The organism is Mesorhizobium sp. P2_E7, from assembly GCF_056403855.1.
Genome location: NZ_JBFUER010000002.1, coordinates 87,805 through 105,499 on the forward strand (window position 1 = coordinate 87,805; position 17,695 = coordinate 105,499).

Consider the following 17,695-nt stretch of genomic DNA (forward strand, 5'->3'; position numbering starts at 1 on the left):
ACGCCGCCGGGCGTGCCCACGCAAGGTATACTGGCGCTCAAGGCCAAGGGCCTTACCTTCGTCAGACTTGATGATGCCGATGGTGTCGGCAACAAGGGTACGATGGGCTGCTGCGCAGGCCGGTGCCCATCGTCGCCTGGCTGCGCATCGCGATGGGCGTTTGGCTGCCCTTCAGCGATGCGAACAGAGCCGTTCGTCCATACCAAGCCGCGTCCGGCCTGTCAGGCAGGCGTGGCTTCGATCGTCACCCTGTTGGCGTAGAACGCGCCGTGATCGCGGATCTCGGCCATTTCGTCGAAAGGCCGCTCATAGGCCCACATCGCGTCCTTGCCGGTCTCGCCGGCCGGCAGCGCGCTCCAGTAGCTGGCGTCGCCCTTGTAGGGGCAGTGCGTCGACAGAGCGGTTTTGCCGAGCTGGGTGAAATCGATATCTTCGAAGGGGATGTAGAAATGCTGGGGGTAGGGCGGTTCGGACAGAAGCTTCGCCCGCGTCGATGAGGCGATAACCGTATCGCCGGCACGCACGACGACGGTACCGCGATAGGGCTCGACGGTGATGACCTTGGCTGGATTGCTCTGGAAGCCGGGTGCGGGGTTGGCGATCTGGTCCATGCGGGGGTTCTCCTTGTCCGGTTGGGAGCACGGGGGATTGCTTCCCATATCCCTCAAGTGTGTTCGGAGAACCTGTCGCGCAAGGCCATCGTGACAGGCAAGTGTGCCTGGTCGGTCGTCGAAACGATCACAAATATGCGAACGTCAGGCCGCGGTCTTGAAGACGTCCATCAGGCCGGCATAGGCAGCGGCAATGCCGGCCACCGGATTGGTGCTTCTTGACGTGGTCTCGACCTTCAGCGCGCCGCCGCCTGTCGGCAAGGTGAGCAGCAGGAACTGGCGATTGCCGCCATCGCCGATCGATGCGGCCGCGACATGCTGGCCTTCGCCTTCGTTCTGGACGCACATTTTGAACAGCAGCGTGCCGCCGACCGCCTCGAGGGCGCCGCCGACCACCTCGACAAATTCGTCTTCGGAAACCTTTTTGGCCTCCGGCACCAGATCGGCCAGGCTTGCGGCCAACGTGTCTTCCAGCTCTTTGTCGTCGAGTTGGATATCGTCCAGCAGCACGTCTTCGGCCTGGTTGTCGTCCAACGGCCTGTCTTCCACCTGCGTGTCGAGCTGCGCGTCCATGCGAACCTCTTTCAGTCGCCTATCGCACCCCTTGCCCCGTTAACGAACGTTAACGCCGAGGATGGCCGGATTGTGGCGGTTTTCCTAGTGATTCGATCACTGCTTGCTTCAGCCGTTAACGGTTGGAGACTTGATGACTGGACAATCTGTCCGTTCGTCTCACAATGGAACAAAAAAGCGGGAGAACGAGGAACCAATGGGAGGAACCAGATGCTCGGACTGATGCAGGAATGGCCGCTGCTCTGCCACAAGCTGATCGACAATGCCGAGCGGCAGCACGGGACACGCGAGATCGTGTCACGCTCGATCGAAGGTCCGATCGTTCGCACCACCTACGCCGAGATCCATCGCCGCGCCCTCAAGGTTGCCCAAAGGCTCGAACGCGACGGCTTTGTGCTCGGCGACCGCATCGCGACCCTGGCCTGGAACACGGCGCGCCACATCGAGGCCTGGTACGGCATCATGGGCATCGGCGCCATCTATCACACACTGAACCCGCGGCTGTTTCCCGAGCAGATCGTCTGGATCATGAACAATGCCGAGGACAAGGCGATCTTCGTCGACCTCACCTTCATGCCGCTCTTGGAAAAGATCGCCGGCGCCGTCAAATCACTGAAAAAGGTGATCGTGCTGACCGAAAAAGCGCATCTGCCTGAGACGACGCTGCCCAATGTGGTCGCCTATGAGGACTGGCTGAACGAGGCCGATGGCGACTTCGCCTGGAAGACGTTCCCTGAAAACACCGCCGCCGGCATGTGCTACACCTCCGGCACGACGGGCGATCCCAAGGGCGTGCTCTACAGCCATCGTTCGAACGTGCTGCATGCCATGATCGCCGCCATGCCCGACGCCATGGGAATCTCCGCGCGAGACACGATCCTCCCCGTCGTGCCGATGTTCCATGCCAATGCCTGGGGCCTTGGCCAAAGCGCGCCGATGATCGGCGCCAAGCTGGTCATGCCCGGCTGCAAGATGGACGGCGCCTCGATCTGCGAACTGCTCGACACCGAGAAGGTGACCTTCAGCGCCGCCGTGCCGACCGTGTGGATGATGCTGCTGCAGCATCTGGAGGAGACCGGCAAGAAACTTCCCCATCTCAAGAAGGTCGTCATCGGCGGCTCGTCCTGTCCGCGCGCCATCACCAGGAAATTCCAGGACAATTACGGCGTCGAGGTCATCCATGCCTGGGGCATGACCGAAATGTCGCCGCTCGGCACACTGTGCACCATGAAGCCGCAATATCTGGGGCTCGAGGGCGAGGCCCGGCTCGATGTCCAGGGCAAGCAGGGCTACCCGCCCTTCGGCGTCGAAATGAAGGTGACGGATGACGACGACAAGGAACTGCCCTGGGACGGCAAGACCTTCGGCCGGCTGAAGGTGCGCGGTCCGGCCATCGCCCGTGCCTATTATGGCGGCGTCGGCCCCGAGCAGTTCGACAAGGACGGCTGGTTCGATACCGGCGACGTCGCCCATATCGATCCCGGCGGCTATATGCAGATCACCGATCGGGCCAAGGATGTGATCAAGTCGGGCGGCGAGTGGATCTCGACCATCGACCTGGAAAACCTCGCTGTCGGCCATCCCGATGTCGCCGAGGCAGCCGCTATCGGCGTCCATCATTCGAAATGGGGCGAACGGCCCTTGCTGATCGTGGTCGCCAAGCCGGGCAAGGAACCGAGCAAGGCCGACATACTGGCGTTCATGGACGGCAAGGTGGCGAAGTGGTGGATGCCCGACGACGTTGCCTTTGTCGGCGAAATCCCGCACACCGCCACCGGCAAGATCCAGAAGATCACCTTGCGCAAGCAGTTCAGCGACTACCGCCTGCCGACGGATTGATCGGAACCGTGCGTATCCTTGACCTTTAAAAACGTTGGAGCAGGGGATGTTCAATTTGGGCATCCTTTGCTCTAGAGCAGTTCCAGGAAAAGTGCGCAGCGGTTTTCCGTCCGGAATTGCGCGCAAAAAGAAGAGCTGGAACGGTTCAACGGTTCCATCAACCGTTGAACCGTTCTAAGCCTCTGTGCGGGTTGGGGCAGTGCCGAAGACAATGGACGTTAACGAGCGGCAGACATCGAAGGCGGCCGGCTGGTCGCGGCGCACGGGCGCTTTTGCCCTGGTGCTGCTGTTGACCGTGCTGGCCGGCCATCATTTCGAACTGGTCGAAACGCCGGCCTTCCTGTGGGTGCTGGCGATCGTCGCCCTGCTTGCCGCGTTCGCTTTGCTGTTTGCCGGCCTCGCTCTGTCCAGGTTGTGGCATTTCGGCGACCGCGGCGGCCGCGACCTCTCGGTCGGCGCCTTGCTGGCGCTGCTGGCGCTGACGCCCTACGGCATCGCCGCCTATTGGGCGGCGACCACGCCGCCGCTCCGGGACATCTCGACGGATCTCGACAATCCGCCTGTTCTCGATACCAGCGACCGCACCAGGGATATGAACGTGCTCGCGCCGCCGACGCCGGGCGAGGCGCGCCTGCAGCAGGATGCCTATCCGTTGGTCACCGGGCACAGCTACAATCTGCCGTTCGAAACCGTCGTCGACGCCGTCGAAACCGTGCTCGACCGTCGCGACTGGCAGCTTACCGCGCCGTACCCGGTGACGGACGGTCAGGACGAGGTGACGATATCGGCCGTGGCCAGGAGCTTCGTGGTCGGCCTGCCCGCCGACGTCGCGATCCGGGTCAGCAACGACGGCGACACGGTCGTCGTCGACATGCGCTCAGCCTCCCGCTACGGCCGCTACGACCTCGGCGACAACGCCGCTCGTATTGTGGAGTTTCTGGCAGAACTGGATCAGGAAGTGGCGGGCCAGGTGGGTGCTGCGCCGGCTGAATGAGGTCGGAGCCAGGCGCTGGTTAAGGGACGAACCTTGATGCCGCTTGCGCTAACCGCGCCGGCGGGCAGCCAACAGTGCCACCGTCCATTCCCGCGAAGCGGGGGTCGCAAACAAGTCTAAAAATGTAAGAGCTGGTAGGCGGAATATTTTATAGTGTCCATAATATGACTATTGCCGTTTGCAATAAAAAAGCAATGATAGACTATCGGCAGAGTGAAATACGTAAGAGATATCTAATATGAACGGCTGAATACTAAAGCCGGAGCGTCTCCGGTTTGGTAACCTTGCGGTTTTGCACGTTCGGGCTTGGGGCGAACTATCCATGAAGAAATCCGCCACTTTGCTGGCCTCTACGCTTGGCTTGGCCGTGTTGCTTGGCCTTGGCTATTGGCTGGCAGGGGGCGTCGCCCAACTGTCCAGGTCTATCTTCCCTGGGATGCCCAACTCAGCATCGGGAAGTATGGAGCCCTACGAATTGGCTTTCAAATTCGATGTATCTGGAGCGCAAGGTGGCAACGCCTCGCTGGCGGAGTGGCACCTCAAGTTGCCAAGGGCTTTTGTCTGGAACGAGCTTGGCGGCAATAGCAGCGTGGGGGGAGGTCCCAATCATCGCTATCACTCCGTTGACATAGCCGCGGTAATCGACCCCAGCAATGGCGATTTCTCGCCTTCTATCTTTTCAAGCACCAAAGACAGTTCTGCCCGTGGCTTCTTCATTTCCTTAAACAATGGACCGGTGCGAAGAAAGTTTTCTTCGACGGATCAGTGTTTGCGTGATGATGATGTGGAGGCATTTTTAGGCGAAGAAAAGTCGAGTATCCGTGTATGTAGCAAGGATGACAGTGTCGAGAGAAGATGTGACGTATACATGCATTTTGATGGCTGGGGCGTTCAGTTAAAGATGCCGAAGTCGATGTATTTTTCAGATTATCAGAAGGCATGTGACGCGGTCATCACCTTTCTGAAGAAATACACTTCGAGCGTCGACGACGTGCGCGAAGTAGTCGACTGAACTTTTTGGAACAAGCTACACCACCGGCGCAAAAACGCCGTCGATGGCCGGATCTCCCTCGGTGCTGACCAGGCCGCGCGCGACCAGATCCTCGAGATGGGCAAGCACCGACAGGCCGACGGCGCCATGCAGGCGTGGATCGGTGTCCGGTAGATCGCCTTGCCGTGGCCCGGAGCTTCGTGGTTGGCCTGCCCGCCGATGTCGCGATCCGGGTGAGCAATGATGGCGACACGGTCGTCGTCGACATGCGCTCGGCCTCCCGCTACGGCCGCTACGACCTCGGCGACAACGCCGCGCGCATCGTTGGGTTCCTCGCCGAATTGGACCAGGAGGTCGCGGGGCAGGTGGGCGCCGCGCCGGCGGAGTGACATCCAGAGCACCGGACGGCCAATCGGAATCGCTTGGCGCCGCAACAATGCGGCTCGAGTCTGCGCACAGACTATTCGCCGGGGTCGAATTCACCCTTTAACAAGAATGTCTCCACCGGCCCGAGCGGATTGATGATCCTGCGCTCCAGAATCTCGATAAGTTTGCGTCCGACACCGGCCATGTCCACAAAATGAACTTCAATCTTTGCCGGCAGGAAGCGTGCAAGCCGCGTGCTGTCACGCGTGACGACGTGGACGTCACGGCCAGGCTCGAGACCCCGCTTGCCGAGAGCGTGTAACGCTCCCAGAAGGCCCAGTTCGTTGGCACATGCCAGGCCCGTCGGCGGATCTGACGACGCCAGCAGGCGATCGAACCATGCCGCACTCGATTCCATGGTGAACATGCCATGACCGATCAGCGATTGGTCGATTGCAATACCGGCCTCGGCCATTGCCCTTCCATATCCGGAAAGACGCATGGCGCTCGCCTGATCCTCCGGAACGAGAAGTTGCAGGGCAATGCGTCGACAGCCCTTGTCCATGAGCCGTCGGGTCGCCTCGTAGGCAATCTGCTCATTGTCGACATCGACATAAGGATACGCGGTATCCAGGTCGGTTCTTCCAAACGCCACGAACGGCATGCGTTCATCCAGCAGCAGCTTGACGCGCGGATCACCCGACACCATGCGGGTGATGATCAGTCCGTCTGAGCTGCGCGCCTGAAGCTGCCGCTGCACACTCTCGACGGGATCGTCGTCGGGCGTGGTGGAATAGATGGACAGACTATAACCCGCTTGCCGCGCCGCCAGCGTCATGCCTTCGATCAAGGGAAGCTTCAACAGATCCGACAGGTAGTCGCGTGTCTCCATCGGCAGAACTGCCGTCAGCGTCAGGGTTCGTCCGGTTTTCAGCGCGCGACCATGATGATTGGGAACATAGCCGAGCCGCTTCGCCGCCTCCTTGACCCTGGCTATGGTCGAGGGCAGCACTTCCGGCCCATCCTTCAGAGCGCGGGACACCGTGGTCACCGAAAGGGAAAGTTCCGCCGCGATCTGTTTTAGATTGGCCATATCGCCCGACTTCATTTGCGAAAGCGCCGGCTGATCTTGCTGGGCGTCGCAACGTTACCGGATTCGACCTGAGGGTCAAATTCAGGCTCGGCGAACCTGAGCGGGCCTGCCTGGCACTAGCTTGACTCTGATGTCGTTTTCAGCAATCGTAACGTTACGATTAACAAAAAAGCCGTGCTTATCGGCATTTTATGAATCCGGAGGAGGAGAACCTATGTCCCGTTTACTACGCATTTCCCTGGCAGCGATCGCGGTCTCGGTTGCCTTGCCCGTCTATGCCCAGACAGTCACCATCACCACCGCGGGCGGCGACTATGGCAACGCCATAAAGGAGGCCATGTGGGCCCCCGCTGCAAAAGAGCTCGGCTTTGATGTCCGTGAGGAGACGCAAAGCGACGGCCTCGCCGCCCTGAAGATGCAGGTCACTTCGGGTGCGATCACCACCGACATCATCCATCTCGGCTCGCCGGAAGGCGCGCAGGCCGCTGCACAGTCGCTGCTGGAGCCGCTCGACTACAAGATCATCGATCCCAATTCCGTGCCCGCCGGCGCGAAGTCCGACTACTGCTATCCGTTCGACTCCTATGGCACCGTCATGTCGTGGAACACCAAGACCTATGGCGAGAAGTCGCCCAAGACCTGGGCCGAGTTCTGGGATGTTGCCAAATTCCCGGGCCGTCGCGCCCTGCGCGCCAATGCGCAGGACTTGATCGAGATCGCACTGCTCTCCGATGGCGTAGCGCCAGCCGACGTCTATCCTGTGCTCAGCACGCCGGAGGGTTTGGAGCGCGCAATCAAGCGGCTTGAGGCGATCAAGCCGAATGTCTCGGTCTGGTGGACCTCGGGAGCGCAGTCCGCGCAGTTGCTGAAGGACGGCGAGGCGGATCTGGTCGTTACCTGGAACGGCCGGGCGCAGACAGTGAAAGCCGATGGCGGCACGGTTGACTACACGTTCAAGGGTTCGGTCATTGGCACCGACTGCCTTGCGGTGCCGAAAGGCGCGCCGAACAAGGAAGCAGCCATGAAGCTCATCGCGGCGATGACGCAGCCCGCGCGCGTGGCGAAGCTGACCGACTTCATCGCCTATGGTCCGGTCAATCCTGCCGGCTATGAAGGTGGCCTTATTCCCGAGGATCGTCTGAAGACCCTGGCGACCGCTCCTGAAAATGCCGGCACTTCGGTGTTCTCGAATGCCGACTGGTGGGTCAAGAATGGCGAGGCCGCTCAAAAGGCCTTCGATGAAATGATGAACCGCTGAGTCTCGAATTCATCAGCTCCAAGGCTGCAGCACATGATGAAGTCGCTCCCGATCACCATCGACAGCGTGCGCAAGACCTATGGGTCGTACGTCGCGCTGGACGATGTCTCGCTCGACATTCGGGCTGGCGAATTCCTCACGCTGCTCGGGCCATCCGGATCGGGCAAGACCACGCTGCTCATGGCTCTGGCCGGGTTTGTCCGGCCCGATTCCGGCAGGCTCCTGTTGGACGATTGCGATATTACGCGCCTGGCCCCCAACAAGCGCGACATCGGCATAGTGTTCCAGAACTACGCCTTGTTTCCCCACATGAACGTTCTGGCAAATGTCGAGTATCCGTTGGTGCTGCGCAAGACGCGGAAAGGCGAGGCCCGCCAGCGGGCGCTCGACACCTTGGCCCGCGTGAAGCTCGAAGGTTTGGCGGAGCGCAACATTGCCGCCTTGTCCGGCGGTCAGCGCCAGCGGGTGGCGCTGGCACGCGCAATCGTCTTCGAGCCACGCGTGATGCTGATGGACGAGCCGCTGTCGGCGCTCGACAGGAATCTGCGCGAAACCATGCAGTACGAGATCCGGCGTCTGCACGATGATCTGGGGATCACCACGATCTATGTGACGCATGACCAGCGCGAAGCGCTGATTATGTCAGACCGGGTTGCGGTGATGAATTCCGGCCGCATCCAGCAGATCGATACGCCACAGCAGATTTATGATCGTCCATCGACCCGCTTCGTCGCGGAGTTCATGGGTGAGGCCAACATTGTGGCCCCGGGCGCGGTGCGCAGAATAGACGGCGCCGATGCATCACGCGAAGCTCTGATGATCCGCGCGGAAAGCTTCCATCTCGATGCGAAGCTCGTCGGGCGAGACGGGGTGGCGCTTGAGGGAACGCTGCGCGCCAAGGCGTTTCGCGGCGAGAACTGGCTTTTGACGCTGGCGCTTGACGGTGGACAGGAGATTCTTGTCTGCATTCCGGCGGCGCTGGCCAGTGGCTGCGCCGAGCTTGCCACCGGTCAGCGGGTGATCGCCTATGCACCAGCTGCGAAGGTTCACACGATACCGGGAGCGAGAGCGTGACCGTCATCGCCGATCCCGCGCTCGCGGCAGACGCTCGAAGCGAGAGGCGGTTCTTCCTCTCGCTTTCACTGCCCGCGCTTGTCATCGTCGGGCTGGCGGCGATATTGCCCATCGTCTGGATCATCCGGCAATCCTTCCTGACCACAGGGGGCGAATACACCGTCGGCAATTACGAGAAGGTGCTGTCGAGCGGACTGACATGGTCGGCGCTCGTCACGACGGTTGAACTGTCCCTGGGCACGTTGGCGATCTGCATTCTTCTCGGCACGCCCCTGGCGCTCGCCCTGGCCAGCGCCAGGCCGAGGGTGGCCAATTTGCTAATGGCCTTCGTCATGCTGCCCTTGTGGACCTCCATTCTGGTTCGCACCTATGGCTGGCTCGTGCTCTTGCGGCGCGATGGCCTGATCAACGCGGCTTTGACCGGTTCAGGCCTGACAGCCGAGCCAGTGCCGCTGGTCTACAACTTCACCGGAACGCTCATCGGCATGGTTCACTACATGCTGCCGCTCTTCCTGCTGCCCGTTTATGCCGCGATGCGCGATATCGACGCAAACCTCGTCCGCGCGTCGGCGAGCATGGGCGCCACGCTCGGGCAAACGATCCGCACCGTCATTCTGCCACTTTCGGCCGGCGGCATCTTCTCGGGTTCGATCATCGTCTTCATCTACACCATCGGATTTTTTATCACGCCGGCGGTGCTTGGCGGCGGCAAGGTAAATCCTCTCTCTATCCGGATCGAGCGCACGCTGTCGACCTTTCAGGATTGGGGATCGGCGAGCGTCCTAGGTATTCTGCTCCTCGTTCTTATGGCGTTGGTGGGTGTGATGTTCCTGGCTGCACGGCGGCTGATTGCCGGGCACAAAGTCGGTACAGCCCATGCTTGAAGCCTATCCAGACAACAGGCTGGCCCGCATCCTCCTGTGGAGCTTTTGCGCGCTCGTAATGGCGTTCCTGATTCTGCCGACGCTGGTGGTCGTCCCGCTCTCCTTTTCAGCGTCCAATCTTCTCGAGTTCCCGCCGCGCGCATACTCGTTGCGCTGGTACGAGGCCTTCTTCGGCTCGGCGACCTGGATGGCCGCACTCAGGACGAGCCTGATCCTCGGGACATTGACGGCGATGATCGCAGTGCCCCTGGGGCTGCTGGCCTGCATCTCGATGAACAGGCTCGGCGGAAAGGCCGCCGTAGCCATTCAGGGCGTTCTGCTCACCCCGTCCATTGTGCCGGGCATCCTGCTTGCGATCGGTCTGTTCTTTGTTCTGGCGGCGCAACGCCTGGTCGGAACGCTGTTCGGTGTGCTGGTCGGACATGCGGTGCTGGCCATTCCGGTCGCGTGCATTGTGTTGTTGCCCGCTCTGGCCCGCTTTGACTGGAACCAGGTTCAGGCGGCGCGCAGCCTCGGCGCAAACTGGGCGAGAGCCATTGGCGGCATAATTGTCCCGCAACTTAAGATCAGCCTGCTGTCGGCCACGCTGATGGCCTTCCTGACGTCGCTCGACGAGTCCGTGATTTCGATCTTCGTCGCCAGCGGTCAAAACAGCACGCTGCCGAAGCTCATGTTCCTGTCGCTGCGCGATCAGATCGATCCGACCATTGCGGCGATCTCGACATTATGGACCGTCATCGTCGTGGCCGTCGTCCTGATTGTGACCCTTCGCCAAAAATCCTGACCGAGACTGGAAACATGCCCACAAATCATCACGCAGCCGGTGCTCCGGCGGATCAATCATCCGACATTCCTCAGGTCGGGCTGGCGATCATCACCGGCTCGGCAAACTGGGGGCTTGCCTTCCCGGAAGATGTCGAATTCGAGGGCGTGCGCACCTTGCGGCGCGACATGAGTTTTGAAACGCCTTTCGGTCGTTCCGACAACTGGAAGCTGCTTGAGTTCGATGCGTCGATTACCGCCGAAGGCAAAGCGAAACGTGCCTTGTGCATGTATTCGCACGGCAATCCGCGCGACCATATCGACCATTCCTGCCATCGCCGCGCGTTCTGGGTCTTGATGCAGGCGGGTGTACGACAAGTGCTCGCCTGCTCGACCATCGGCGCCGTCAACAAGGCGATCCAGCCCGGAGACATGGTGGTGAGCGCCGATATCATCGAACTGTCGCAGACCCCGTTTTCACTGCTGCCTGGCCGCCAGAGCTTCGACTGCTCGGGCAAGCAGATCGTATGTCCAAGATGTGCGGCATTGCTGGCCGAGACGGCCCGGCGCCATTGGCCTGCCGAATGCCGGGTCCATGGCATCGAGCAGCAGTTGGTCGCTGGCCACTGCTACGGGCCGCGACTGACAACTCCCGCCGAAGCTCTGGCGTTTCGCAGCATGGGGGCGGATGTGCTCAACCATTCGATCGCCCCGGAGGCGACCTTGTCGCGCGAGATCGGCGCATGTTTCGTGCCCTTGGCGTTCGTCACCGCCGGCTTCAACGACTATATGGACCGCAATCGCCAGAAATTGCTGCAGGAGGACGTGTTGCCGAGCCTCTCCATGACAGCCTCGCGGGTCGCGCTGGAGACCGCGGCACGACTTCCGGTCAATCCGGAATGCTCCTGCCACGGTTTGAAGTCGCCTCAACCGGAAGAACGTTCCAGCCGGTTCTGAGTTTGTCAGCAGTGTCGTGCGAACAGGTGCTGCGGTCTTAACCCACCGGCACAAAAATGCCGTCGATGGCCGGGTCGCCGTCGGTGCTGACCAGGCCGCGCGCCACCAGATCCTCGAGATGGGCAAGCACCGACAGGCCGGCGGCGCCGTGCAGGCGCGGGTCGGTGTCCCTGTAGATCGCCTTGACCATGTCCGGGATCGTCCGGTCGCCGCCCCGGATCCGCTCCAGGATCGCCCGTTCGCGCATCTTGCGGTGAGTCTTCAGCCCGCGCATGAAGCTGCGCGGCGCGCTCACCGGGCCGCCATGGCCGGGCAGCAGCAGGCGATCGCCGCGCGCGATCAATCTGTCGAGCGAGGCCATGTAGTCGGCCATCGCCCCGTCGGGCGGCGCCACGATCGATGTCGCCCACGCCATCACATGGTCGGCTGGAAACAGGATGCCGGTGTTTTCCAGCGCAAACGCCGCGTGATTGGCGGTGTGGCCCGGCGTCAGCACGGTCCGGATCGCCCAGCCGTCGCCCTCGATCAGCGCATCGTCGGGCAGCGCGATGTCCGGGACGAAGGCCGTGTCGGCGCTGGCATCGAGCGGATTGAGCTCGCCGATGCGCAAGGGCCGCGCCGGCCGGTGCGGGCCTTCGGCCAGCACGTCGGCCCCAGTGTGCGCTTTCAGCCGCACGGCCAGCGGAGAATGGTCGCGATGCGTGTGGCTGACGAAAATGTGGCTGACCGGCCGGTCTGCGATCACCCTTAGCAATGTCTGGAAATGCGCATCGTCGTCGGGACCGGGGTCGATCACCGCCAGCGTGTCGCGCCCGACAATGTAGCTGTTTGTGCCGTGAAAGGTGAACGGGCTGGGGTTTTTGGCTGTGACGCGCTGCACGTCCGGCGCAACGGTGACGCCCTGGCCATAGGCCGGATCGAAGCTGGTGTCGAATTTGAGCGCCATGGCGGTGTCGTTGAGCTCCGATCGAGGGACGGCAAAAGCGATTGCCGCATAGCACGGAAGCCAATATAGGAAAAAGCGAGGCCGCCATCTGCGGCAATCCGGATTGGGGAAGACCATGGCACTTGCAACGACGATGCGTCCGCTTGTTTCTCTCGCTTTGCCTCAGGAGGGTGCGCTGCGCCTGGCAACCCAGCTTCTGCTGGCGATCGCCGGAACGCTGCTTTTGACCCTGTCGGCCAAGACGAAAGTCGTGCTCGGGCCGGTCGATATCTCGATGCAGACGCTGGCGGTCCTGCTGATCGCCACTGCATTCGGCCTGCGGCTTGGCGTCGCTACCTTGCTTCTTTACATGGCCGAAGGCGCCATGGGCTTCCCGGTCTTCCAGAGCACGCCTGAAAAGGGCATCGGCATCGCCTACATGATCGGCGGCACCGGTGGGTATCTCGCCGGCTTCGTCGTCATGGCGGCCATTGTCGGCTGGGCCGCCGATCGTGGCTGGGACCGCCACCCGATCAAGCTGTTCAATGCCATGCTGGTCGCCGAAATCGTCATGATGGCCATGGGCTTTGCCTGGCTGGCCACCCTGATCGGGATGGAAAAGTCGTGGCAGTTCGGCGTCCTGCCGTTCATCGTCGGCGATCTGATCAAGGTGGCGCTGGCCGCCAGCCTGGTGCCGGCGGTATGGTCGCTGCTGCCCAAGCAGCCCTGAAATCGTTTGAACGCAAATGAGCCGGCGGGTGCGAGCCCGCCGGCTTTTTGTTGTCACGCGTTCACCACAATGGCGGGAAGCCGGTTTGCCGAATCGCCGCGCCGATTGCAACGCCAGCTTGTGACCAGTCGGGCAACAGCTTGTGGTCGGTTGGTCAAAACTGCCGCGAGATGGCAGATGCAGAGCAATTCTGGTGCAGATCCAGCGCCGAGATTGAATTGACAAGACATTGCGCGATACCTAAGCACGGGCAACTTGATTTCAGGGCGGGGGCCTCGGCAATTCAAGGAGAGCTTGTTGAAAGGAATCATCCTTGCAGGAGGCAGCGGGACACGTCTTTATCCCCTAACATTAGCGATCTCTAAGCAAATCCTGCCGATATACGACAAGCCGATGATTTTTTACCCGCTGAGCGTCTTGATGCTCGCGGGGATCCGAGAGATTCTGATCATTTCGACACCGCGCGACTTGCCGATCTTTCGGGAGTTGCTAGGTGACGGTTCGGAATTCGGGGTCGAATTTTCCTATGCCGAACAGCCGCAGCCCAACGGGCTTGCCGAAGCCTTCATCATCGGCCGCGACTTCATCGGCAAGGACAATGTGTCGATGATCCTCGGCGACAACATCTATTTTGGCGAGGGCCTGTCGCAGCTCTGCCGCGCAGCTGCGCAGCGGGAAAGCGGCGCGTCGGTGTTCGCCTACCATGTCGAGGATCCGGAGCGCTATGGCGTGGTGTCGTTCGACAAGCTCAGCGGCACCGCTTTGACGATCGAGGAAAAGCCAGAGAAGCCGAAATCCAACTGGGCGGTTACCGGCCTCTATTTCTACGACAACGAGGTCGTCGACATCGCTTCGACGATCAAGCCCTCGGCGCGCGGCGAGCTCGAGATCACGGCGGTCAACAACGTCTACCTCGAGCGTGGGCAGCTGCATGTGCATCAGCTCGGCCGCGGCTATGCCTGGCTCGACACCGGCACGCATGACAGCCTGCATGAAGCCTCTTCCTTTGTTCGCACCATTGAGCACCGCCAGGGTATCAAGGTCGCCTGTCCCGAAGAAATCGCCTTCGAGCAGGGCTGGCTGACCGCCGACAAGGTGCTTGAGCGCGCCACGCGCCTGGGCAAGAACGAATACGCCGCCTATCTGCGCCGGCGTGTCACCGAGCTGACGGAGAATTAGAGTGGACGTCAGGCAGCTCGGTCTCGACGGCGTGCTGGAGATCGTGCCAAAGCGGCACGGCGATGCGCGCGGCTATTTCATCGAGACCTGGAATGCCGAGCGCTTTGCCGAGGCCGGCATCGACCTGCGTTTTGTCCAGGACAATCACTCCTATTCGGCCGCCGTGGGTGTCGTGCGGGGGCTTCACTATCAGCTGCCCCCACGCGCGCAGGACAAGTTGCTGCGTGTGATCCGAGGCAAGATCCTCGACGTCGCGGTCGACATTCGCCGCAGCTCGAAAAGCTTCGGCAAATGGGTCGCGCTCGAAATATCGGCCGAGAAAGGCAACCAGATCCTGGTGCCAAAGGGTTTCGCGCACGGCTTCGTCACGCTCGTGCCGGACACCGAGGTTCTGTATAAGGTCACCGACACCTATTCGCCGGCGCACGACCGATCGATCCGTTTCGACGATCCCGACATCGGCATCGATTGGCCCTCGCCAGCCGGCGCCTTCGAGCTCTCAGCCAAGGACCTCAAGGCGCCGACGCTCGCCAATGCCGAGGTGTTCGCATGACGCGCGACGATGTGAGGAGAGCGCCATGAATTTTCTGGTGACAGGCGGTGCCGGCTTCATCGGCTCGGCGGTGTGCCGGCATTTGTGCGCCAATCCGGCCTACCATGTGACCAATCTCGACAAGCTCACCTATGCCGGCAATCTCGCCTCGCTGCGCACGATCGAGAATGCGCACAACTACAAATTTGCGCAGGCCGACATCTGTGACGAGCGGGCGGTCCTCGACATCCTCCACCGCGACGAGATCGACGTCGTCATGAATCTCGCCGCCGAAAGCCACGTCGACCGATCGATCGACGGACCCGGCGCCTTTATCGAGACCAACATCGTCGGCACCTACCGGGTGCTGAATTCGGCGCTCGAATATTGGCGCGGCCTTGGCGAGGACAGGAAAGCCCGTTTCCGCTTCCATCATGTCTCGACCGATGAAGTGTTCGGCGATCTGCCCTTCGACGGCGGCATGTTCGTCGAGGAAACGCCTTACGCGCCGTCCTCGCCCTATTCCGCCTCGAAGGCGGCGTCCGACCATCTGGTGCGGGCCTGGCACGAGACGTACGGCCTGCCGGTCGTGCTCTCCAACTGCTCGAACAATTACGGGCCGTATCACTTTCCCGAAAAGCTGATCCCGCTGGTGATTCTCAACGCACTCGACGAGAAGCCGCTGCCGGTCTATGGCGCCGGCGCCAATGTGCGCGACTGGCTGTTCGTTGAGGATCATGCCCGCGCCCTGGAGCTGGTCGCCACCAAGGGTCAGCCGGGTGAGAGCTACAATGTCGGCGGCAATTCCGAACGCACCAACCTTGGCGTCGTCGAGACGATCTGCGACCTGCTCGACGTCAGGCGTCCGCGCAGCGGCGGCCGCAGCTACCGCGATTTGATCAGCTTCGTCACCGATCGGCCCGGCCATGACCGCCGCTATGCCATCGACGCCTCCAAGATCAACCGGGATCTCGGCTGGGCGCCGGCGGAGAGTTTCGACAGTGGTCTGGCAAGGACGGTCGACTGGTTCCTCGACAACAAATGGTGGTGGGGGCCGATCCGCGAGCAGCGCTATGCCGGCGAGCGGCTGGGGCAAGTCCAGTCCCGGGGTCATGTCGAAGGCAGGAAGGGCGCGGCGTGAGGCTGGTTGTCACCGGACGCGACGGTCAGGTCGCCAGCAGCCTGCTGGAGGCCGGGATGGCGCGCGACGGCATCGAAGTTGCCGCCGTCGGCCGGCCGACGCTCGACCTCACGCAGCCCGACACGGTGTTCGACGCCATCGCAGCAGCGCGGCCGGATGTCGTGGTATCGGCCGCCGCCTACACTGCGGTGGACCAGGCCGAGGATCAGCCCGAACTGGCCTTTGCGGTGAACGCCGTTGGCGCCGGCAAGGTCGCCGAGGCAGCGGCTCGGCTCGGCGTCCCCGTCATCCATTTGTCGACCGACTACGTCTTCGACGGTTCGAAGGACGGCGCCTATGTCGAGACCGACACCACCGCGCCGCTCGGCGTCTACGGCGCCTCCAAGCTTGCCGGCGAACAGGCGGTGGCAGCGCTCAATCCGCGCCACCTGATCCTGCGCACGGCCTGGGTCTACAGCCCGTTCGGCAAGAATTTCGTGAAAACCATGCTGCGGCTGGCGGGCGACCGTGACGAGATCGCTGTCGTCGCCGACCAATGGGGAAATCCGACTTCTGCGCTTGATATTGCCGATGCGATCCTGCATGCGGCGGCGATGTTGCGCGACGACGACAGCTTCGACGGCTATGGGATCTACCATCTCGCCGGAGCTGGAGACGTCAACTGGAGCGGCTTTGCACGCCACATTCTGGAGACAAGCCTGTCACATGGCGGGCCGTATGCTGCGGTACGGGATATTGCGGCGCGCGACTACCCGACCAAAGCGCGCCGCCCGGCTAATTCGCGGCTGTCGAGCGTGAAATTCGCGGCGGCATTCGGATGGGAGGCGCCGGAGTGGCGGCAATCGACCGGGCTTGTGGTGCGCCGCATTTTGCAAGCCCAGCCGGCTGCATGGAAAGACGTAGCGATTGTGTCTGCTAAGCGATGAAACAGCTTGTCGTTATCTTTACGCCGGCCGAGTCGCCGCATCGCGGCGCCTTGATGCCTGTCGCGAAATTACCAGGCCTGAGCAAGTTACACTGAAGGAAATATCATGATGTCGGGTGTATCAATGGTTTGGCTTCGACTCGCGCAGTTCGACATACGGCTTCGTTACCGAAATTCGACTTTCGGACCTTTCTGGATTACACTGAACACGGCGATATTCGCGCTTTCGGTCGGGATTCTATACGCTGTTTTGTTCAAGCAACCAATAAGAGAGTACCTACATCACTTGGCAACAAGTGTAGTTTTGTGGCAATTTCTATCTGGAACGATAATTGAGGGGTCTGAAACCTTAATTGGATCTCATGACCTTCTTTTGAATACGAAGATATCACCGGCATCATGTATATTTCGATGCGTTTCCAAGAACGTAATAATATTGATGCACAATGTGTTGATTATATTCATAACTCTAATTATTGCCTACCCGAACTCCGGTTTGAACATACCGATGTTCATCGTCGGAACCGCGCTGTTGGCTGCCCATGCCGCCTGGATATCGACGATCGTAGCGATTGTTTCTGTGCGATACAGAGACGTTCCGCTGATCACCGCTGCCGTTATGCAGCTTCTGTTCATGCTTTCGCCGATTATCTGGACGGCAAAGGTTCTCCCTACCAGCTCTCCGTTCCTGGTATACAATCCTGTCGCCTACATCATCGATGCAGCGCGGACTCCGCTGATGAGCGACGGCACCAACTACATGAGCGTGCTCGTGTCCGCCATCATTGCCGGCGCGGGGAGCATCGCTGCCTATCTTCTCTATCGAAGGACTGAGCATCGAATTCCGTACTGGCTTTGAGT

Annotated in this window: 18 protein-coding genes and 3 pseudogenes; 16 read left to right on the forward strand and 5 right to left on the reverse strand. The window is 61.2% G+C overall.

What is annotated here, in order from left to right:
- Positions 1-21: 21 nt before the first annotated feature.
- Positions 22-102 (forward strand): annotated as a pseudogene (locus AC1DYC_RS17540) (polysaccharide deacetylase family protein); the annotation flags it as partial.
- A 119-nt stretch (positions 103-221) separates the two neighbouring features.
- Here the strand turns inward: AC1DYC_RS17540 and AC1DYC_RS17545 are convergent.
- Together AC1DYC_RS17545 and AC1DYC_RS17550 are read right to left on the reverse strand one after the other, a co-directional pair.
- The gene (locus AC1DYC_RS17545) at positions 222-611 is read right to left on the reverse strand and encodes a DUF427 domain-containing protein (RefSeq protein WP_477408499.1); all 390 of its coding nucleotides are present in this window, start codon (positions 609-611) and stop codon (positions 222-224) included.
- A gap of 144 nt (positions 612-755) precedes the next feature.
- Positions 756-1,184: a hypothetical protein gene (locus AC1DYC_RS17550; RefSeq protein ID WP_477408500.1), complete on the reverse strand. Its 429-nt coding sequence runs from the start codon at positions 1,182-1,184 to the stop codon at positions 756-758.
- Positions 1,185-1,394: 210 nt separating this feature from the next.
- Between AC1DYC_RS17550 and AC1DYC_RS17555 the strand changes: the two genes are divergently transcribed.
- From AC1DYC_RS17555 to AC1DYC_RS17565, 3 genes are all read left to right on the forward strand, one after another.
- Positions 1,395-3,023, forward strand: coding sequence for a fatty-acid--CoA ligase (locus AC1DYC_RS17555; protein ID WP_477408502.1), 1,629 nt, complete (start codon positions 1,395-1,397; stop codon positions 3,021-3,023).
- Between the two features lie 211 nt (positions 3,024-3,234).
- Positions 3,235-4,017 (forward strand): DUF1499 domain-containing protein, encoded by a 783-nt coding sequence (locus AC1DYC_RS17560; protein WP_477408990.1) that lies wholly within the window; start codon positions 3,235-3,237, stop codon positions 4,015-4,017.
- Positions 4,018-4,339: 322 nt separating this feature from the next.
- On the forward strand, positions 4,340-5,029 hold the full coding sequence (locus AC1DYC_RS17565; protein WP_477408504.1) for a hypothetical protein: 690 nt from the start codon (positions 4,340-4,342) through the stop codon (positions 5,027-5,029).
- 15 nt (positions 5,030-5,044) lie between these two features.
- Here the strand turns inward: AC1DYC_RS17565 and AC1DYC_RS17570 are convergent.
- Positions 5,045-5,176, reverse strand: a pseudogene (locus AC1DYC_RS17570) (MBL fold metallo-hydrolase); the annotation flags it as partial.
- Between the two features lie 14 nt (positions 5,177-5,190).
- Here AC1DYC_RS17570 and AC1DYC_RS17575 point away from each other — a divergent pair.
- Positions 5,191-5,397 (forward strand): annotated as a pseudogene (locus tag AC1DYC_RS17575) (DUF1499 domain-containing protein); the annotation flags it as partial.
- Between the two features lie 71 nt (positions 5,398-5,468).
- Here the strand turns inward: AC1DYC_RS17575 and AC1DYC_RS17580 are convergent.
- Positions 5,469-6,482, reverse strand: coding sequence for a LacI family DNA-binding transcriptional regulator (locus AC1DYC_RS17580; protein WP_477408506.1), 1,014 nt, complete (start codon positions 6,480-6,482; stop codon positions 5,469-5,471).
- Between the two features lie 199 nt (positions 6,483-6,681).
- Between AC1DYC_RS17580 and AC1DYC_RS17585 the strand changes: the two genes are divergently transcribed.
- From AC1DYC_RS17585 to AC1DYC_RS17605, 5 genes are all read left to right on the forward strand, one after another.
- On the forward strand, positions 6,682-7,725 hold the full coding sequence (locus AC1DYC_RS17585) for an ABC transporter substrate-binding protein (protein ID WP_477408508.1): 1,044 nt from the start codon (positions 6,682-6,684) through the stop codon (positions 7,723-7,725).
- A gap of 36 nt (positions 7,726-7,761) precedes the next feature.
- Entirely contained in the window at positions 7,762-8,799 is a 1,038-nt protein-coding gene (locus AC1DYC_RS17590; RefSeq protein WP_477408992.1) for an ABC transporter ATP-binding protein, read from the forward strand.
- Complete coding sequence (locus tag AC1DYC_RS17595; protein ID WP_477408510.1) at positions 8,796-9,683, forward strand: ABC transporter permease; 888 nt, start codon at positions 8,796-8,798, stop codon at positions 9,681-9,683. Before AC1DYC_RS17590 ends, AC1DYC_RS17595 begins: the two co-directional genes overlap by 4 nt.
- Entirely contained in the window at positions 9,676-10,467 is a 792-nt protein-coding gene (locus AC1DYC_RS17600; RefSeq protein ID WP_477408512.1) for an ABC transporter permease, read from the forward strand. The genes AC1DYC_RS17595 and AC1DYC_RS17600 overlap by 8 nt, the downstream gene beginning before the upstream one ends.
- A 146-nt stretch (positions 10,468-10,613) precedes the next feature.
- Positions 10,614-11,402, forward strand: coding sequence for a phosphorylase family protein (locus tag AC1DYC_RS17605; RefSeq protein ID WP_477408994.1), 789 nt, complete (start codon positions 10,614-10,616; stop codon positions 11,400-11,402).
- Between the two features lie 37 nt (positions 11,403-11,439).
- Here the strand turns inward: AC1DYC_RS17605 and AC1DYC_RS17610 are convergent, their stop codons facing one another.
- Positions 11,440-12,348 carry an MBL fold metallo-hydrolase gene (locus AC1DYC_RS17610; protein ID WP_477408514.1) on the reverse strand — a complete coding sequence of 303 codons (909 nt, stop codon included), beginning with the start codon at positions 12,346-12,348 and terminating at the stop codon, positions 11,440-11,442.
- Positions 12,349-12,463: 115 nt separating this feature from the next.
- On the opposite strand from AC1DYC_RS17610, the gene AC1DYC_RS17615 reads away from it, so the two are divergent.
- From AC1DYC_RS17615 to AC1DYC_RS17640, 6 genes are all read left to right on the forward strand, one after another.
- Entirely contained in the window at positions 12,464-13,057 is a 594-nt protein-coding gene (locus AC1DYC_RS17615; RefSeq protein WP_477408516.1) for a biotin transporter BioY, read from the forward strand.
- Between the two features lie 297 nt (positions 13,058-13,354).
- Positions 13,355-14,236, forward strand: coding sequence for a glucose-1-phosphate thymidylyltransferase RfbA (gene rfbA / locus AC1DYC_RS17620; RefSeq protein ID WP_477408518.1), 882 nt, complete (start codon positions 13,355-13,357; stop codon positions 14,234-14,236).
- Position 14,237: 1 nt separating this feature from the next.
- A complete protein-coding gene (gene rfbC, locus AC1DYC_RS17625) occupies positions 14,238-14,789 on the forward strand; it encodes a dTDP-4-dehydrorhamnose 3,5-epimerase (RefSeq protein ID WP_477408520.1) in 552 nt (183 codons plus the stop codon).
- 25 nt (positions 14,790-14,814) lie between these two features.
- Positions 14,815-15,909, forward strand: coding sequence for a dTDP-glucose 4,6-dehydratase (gene rfbB, locus AC1DYC_RS17630; RefSeq protein WP_477408522.1), 1,095 nt, complete (start codon positions 14,815-14,817; stop codon positions 15,907-15,909).
- Positions 15,906-16,835, forward strand: a complete 930-nt coding sequence (gene rfbD / locus AC1DYC_RS17635) for a dTDP-4-dehydrorhamnose reductase (protein ID WP_477408524.1) — start codon at positions 15,906-15,908, stop codon at positions 16,833-16,835. Before rfbB ends, rfbD begins: the two co-directional genes overlap by 4 nt.
- A 123-nt stretch (positions 16,836-16,958) precedes the next feature.
- Entirely contained in the window at positions 16,959-17,693 is a 735-nt protein-coding gene (locus tag AC1DYC_RS17640) for an ABC transporter permease (RefSeq protein ID WP_477408996.1), read from the forward strand.
- The last annotated feature ends 2 nt before the right edge of the window (positions 17,694-17,695 follow it).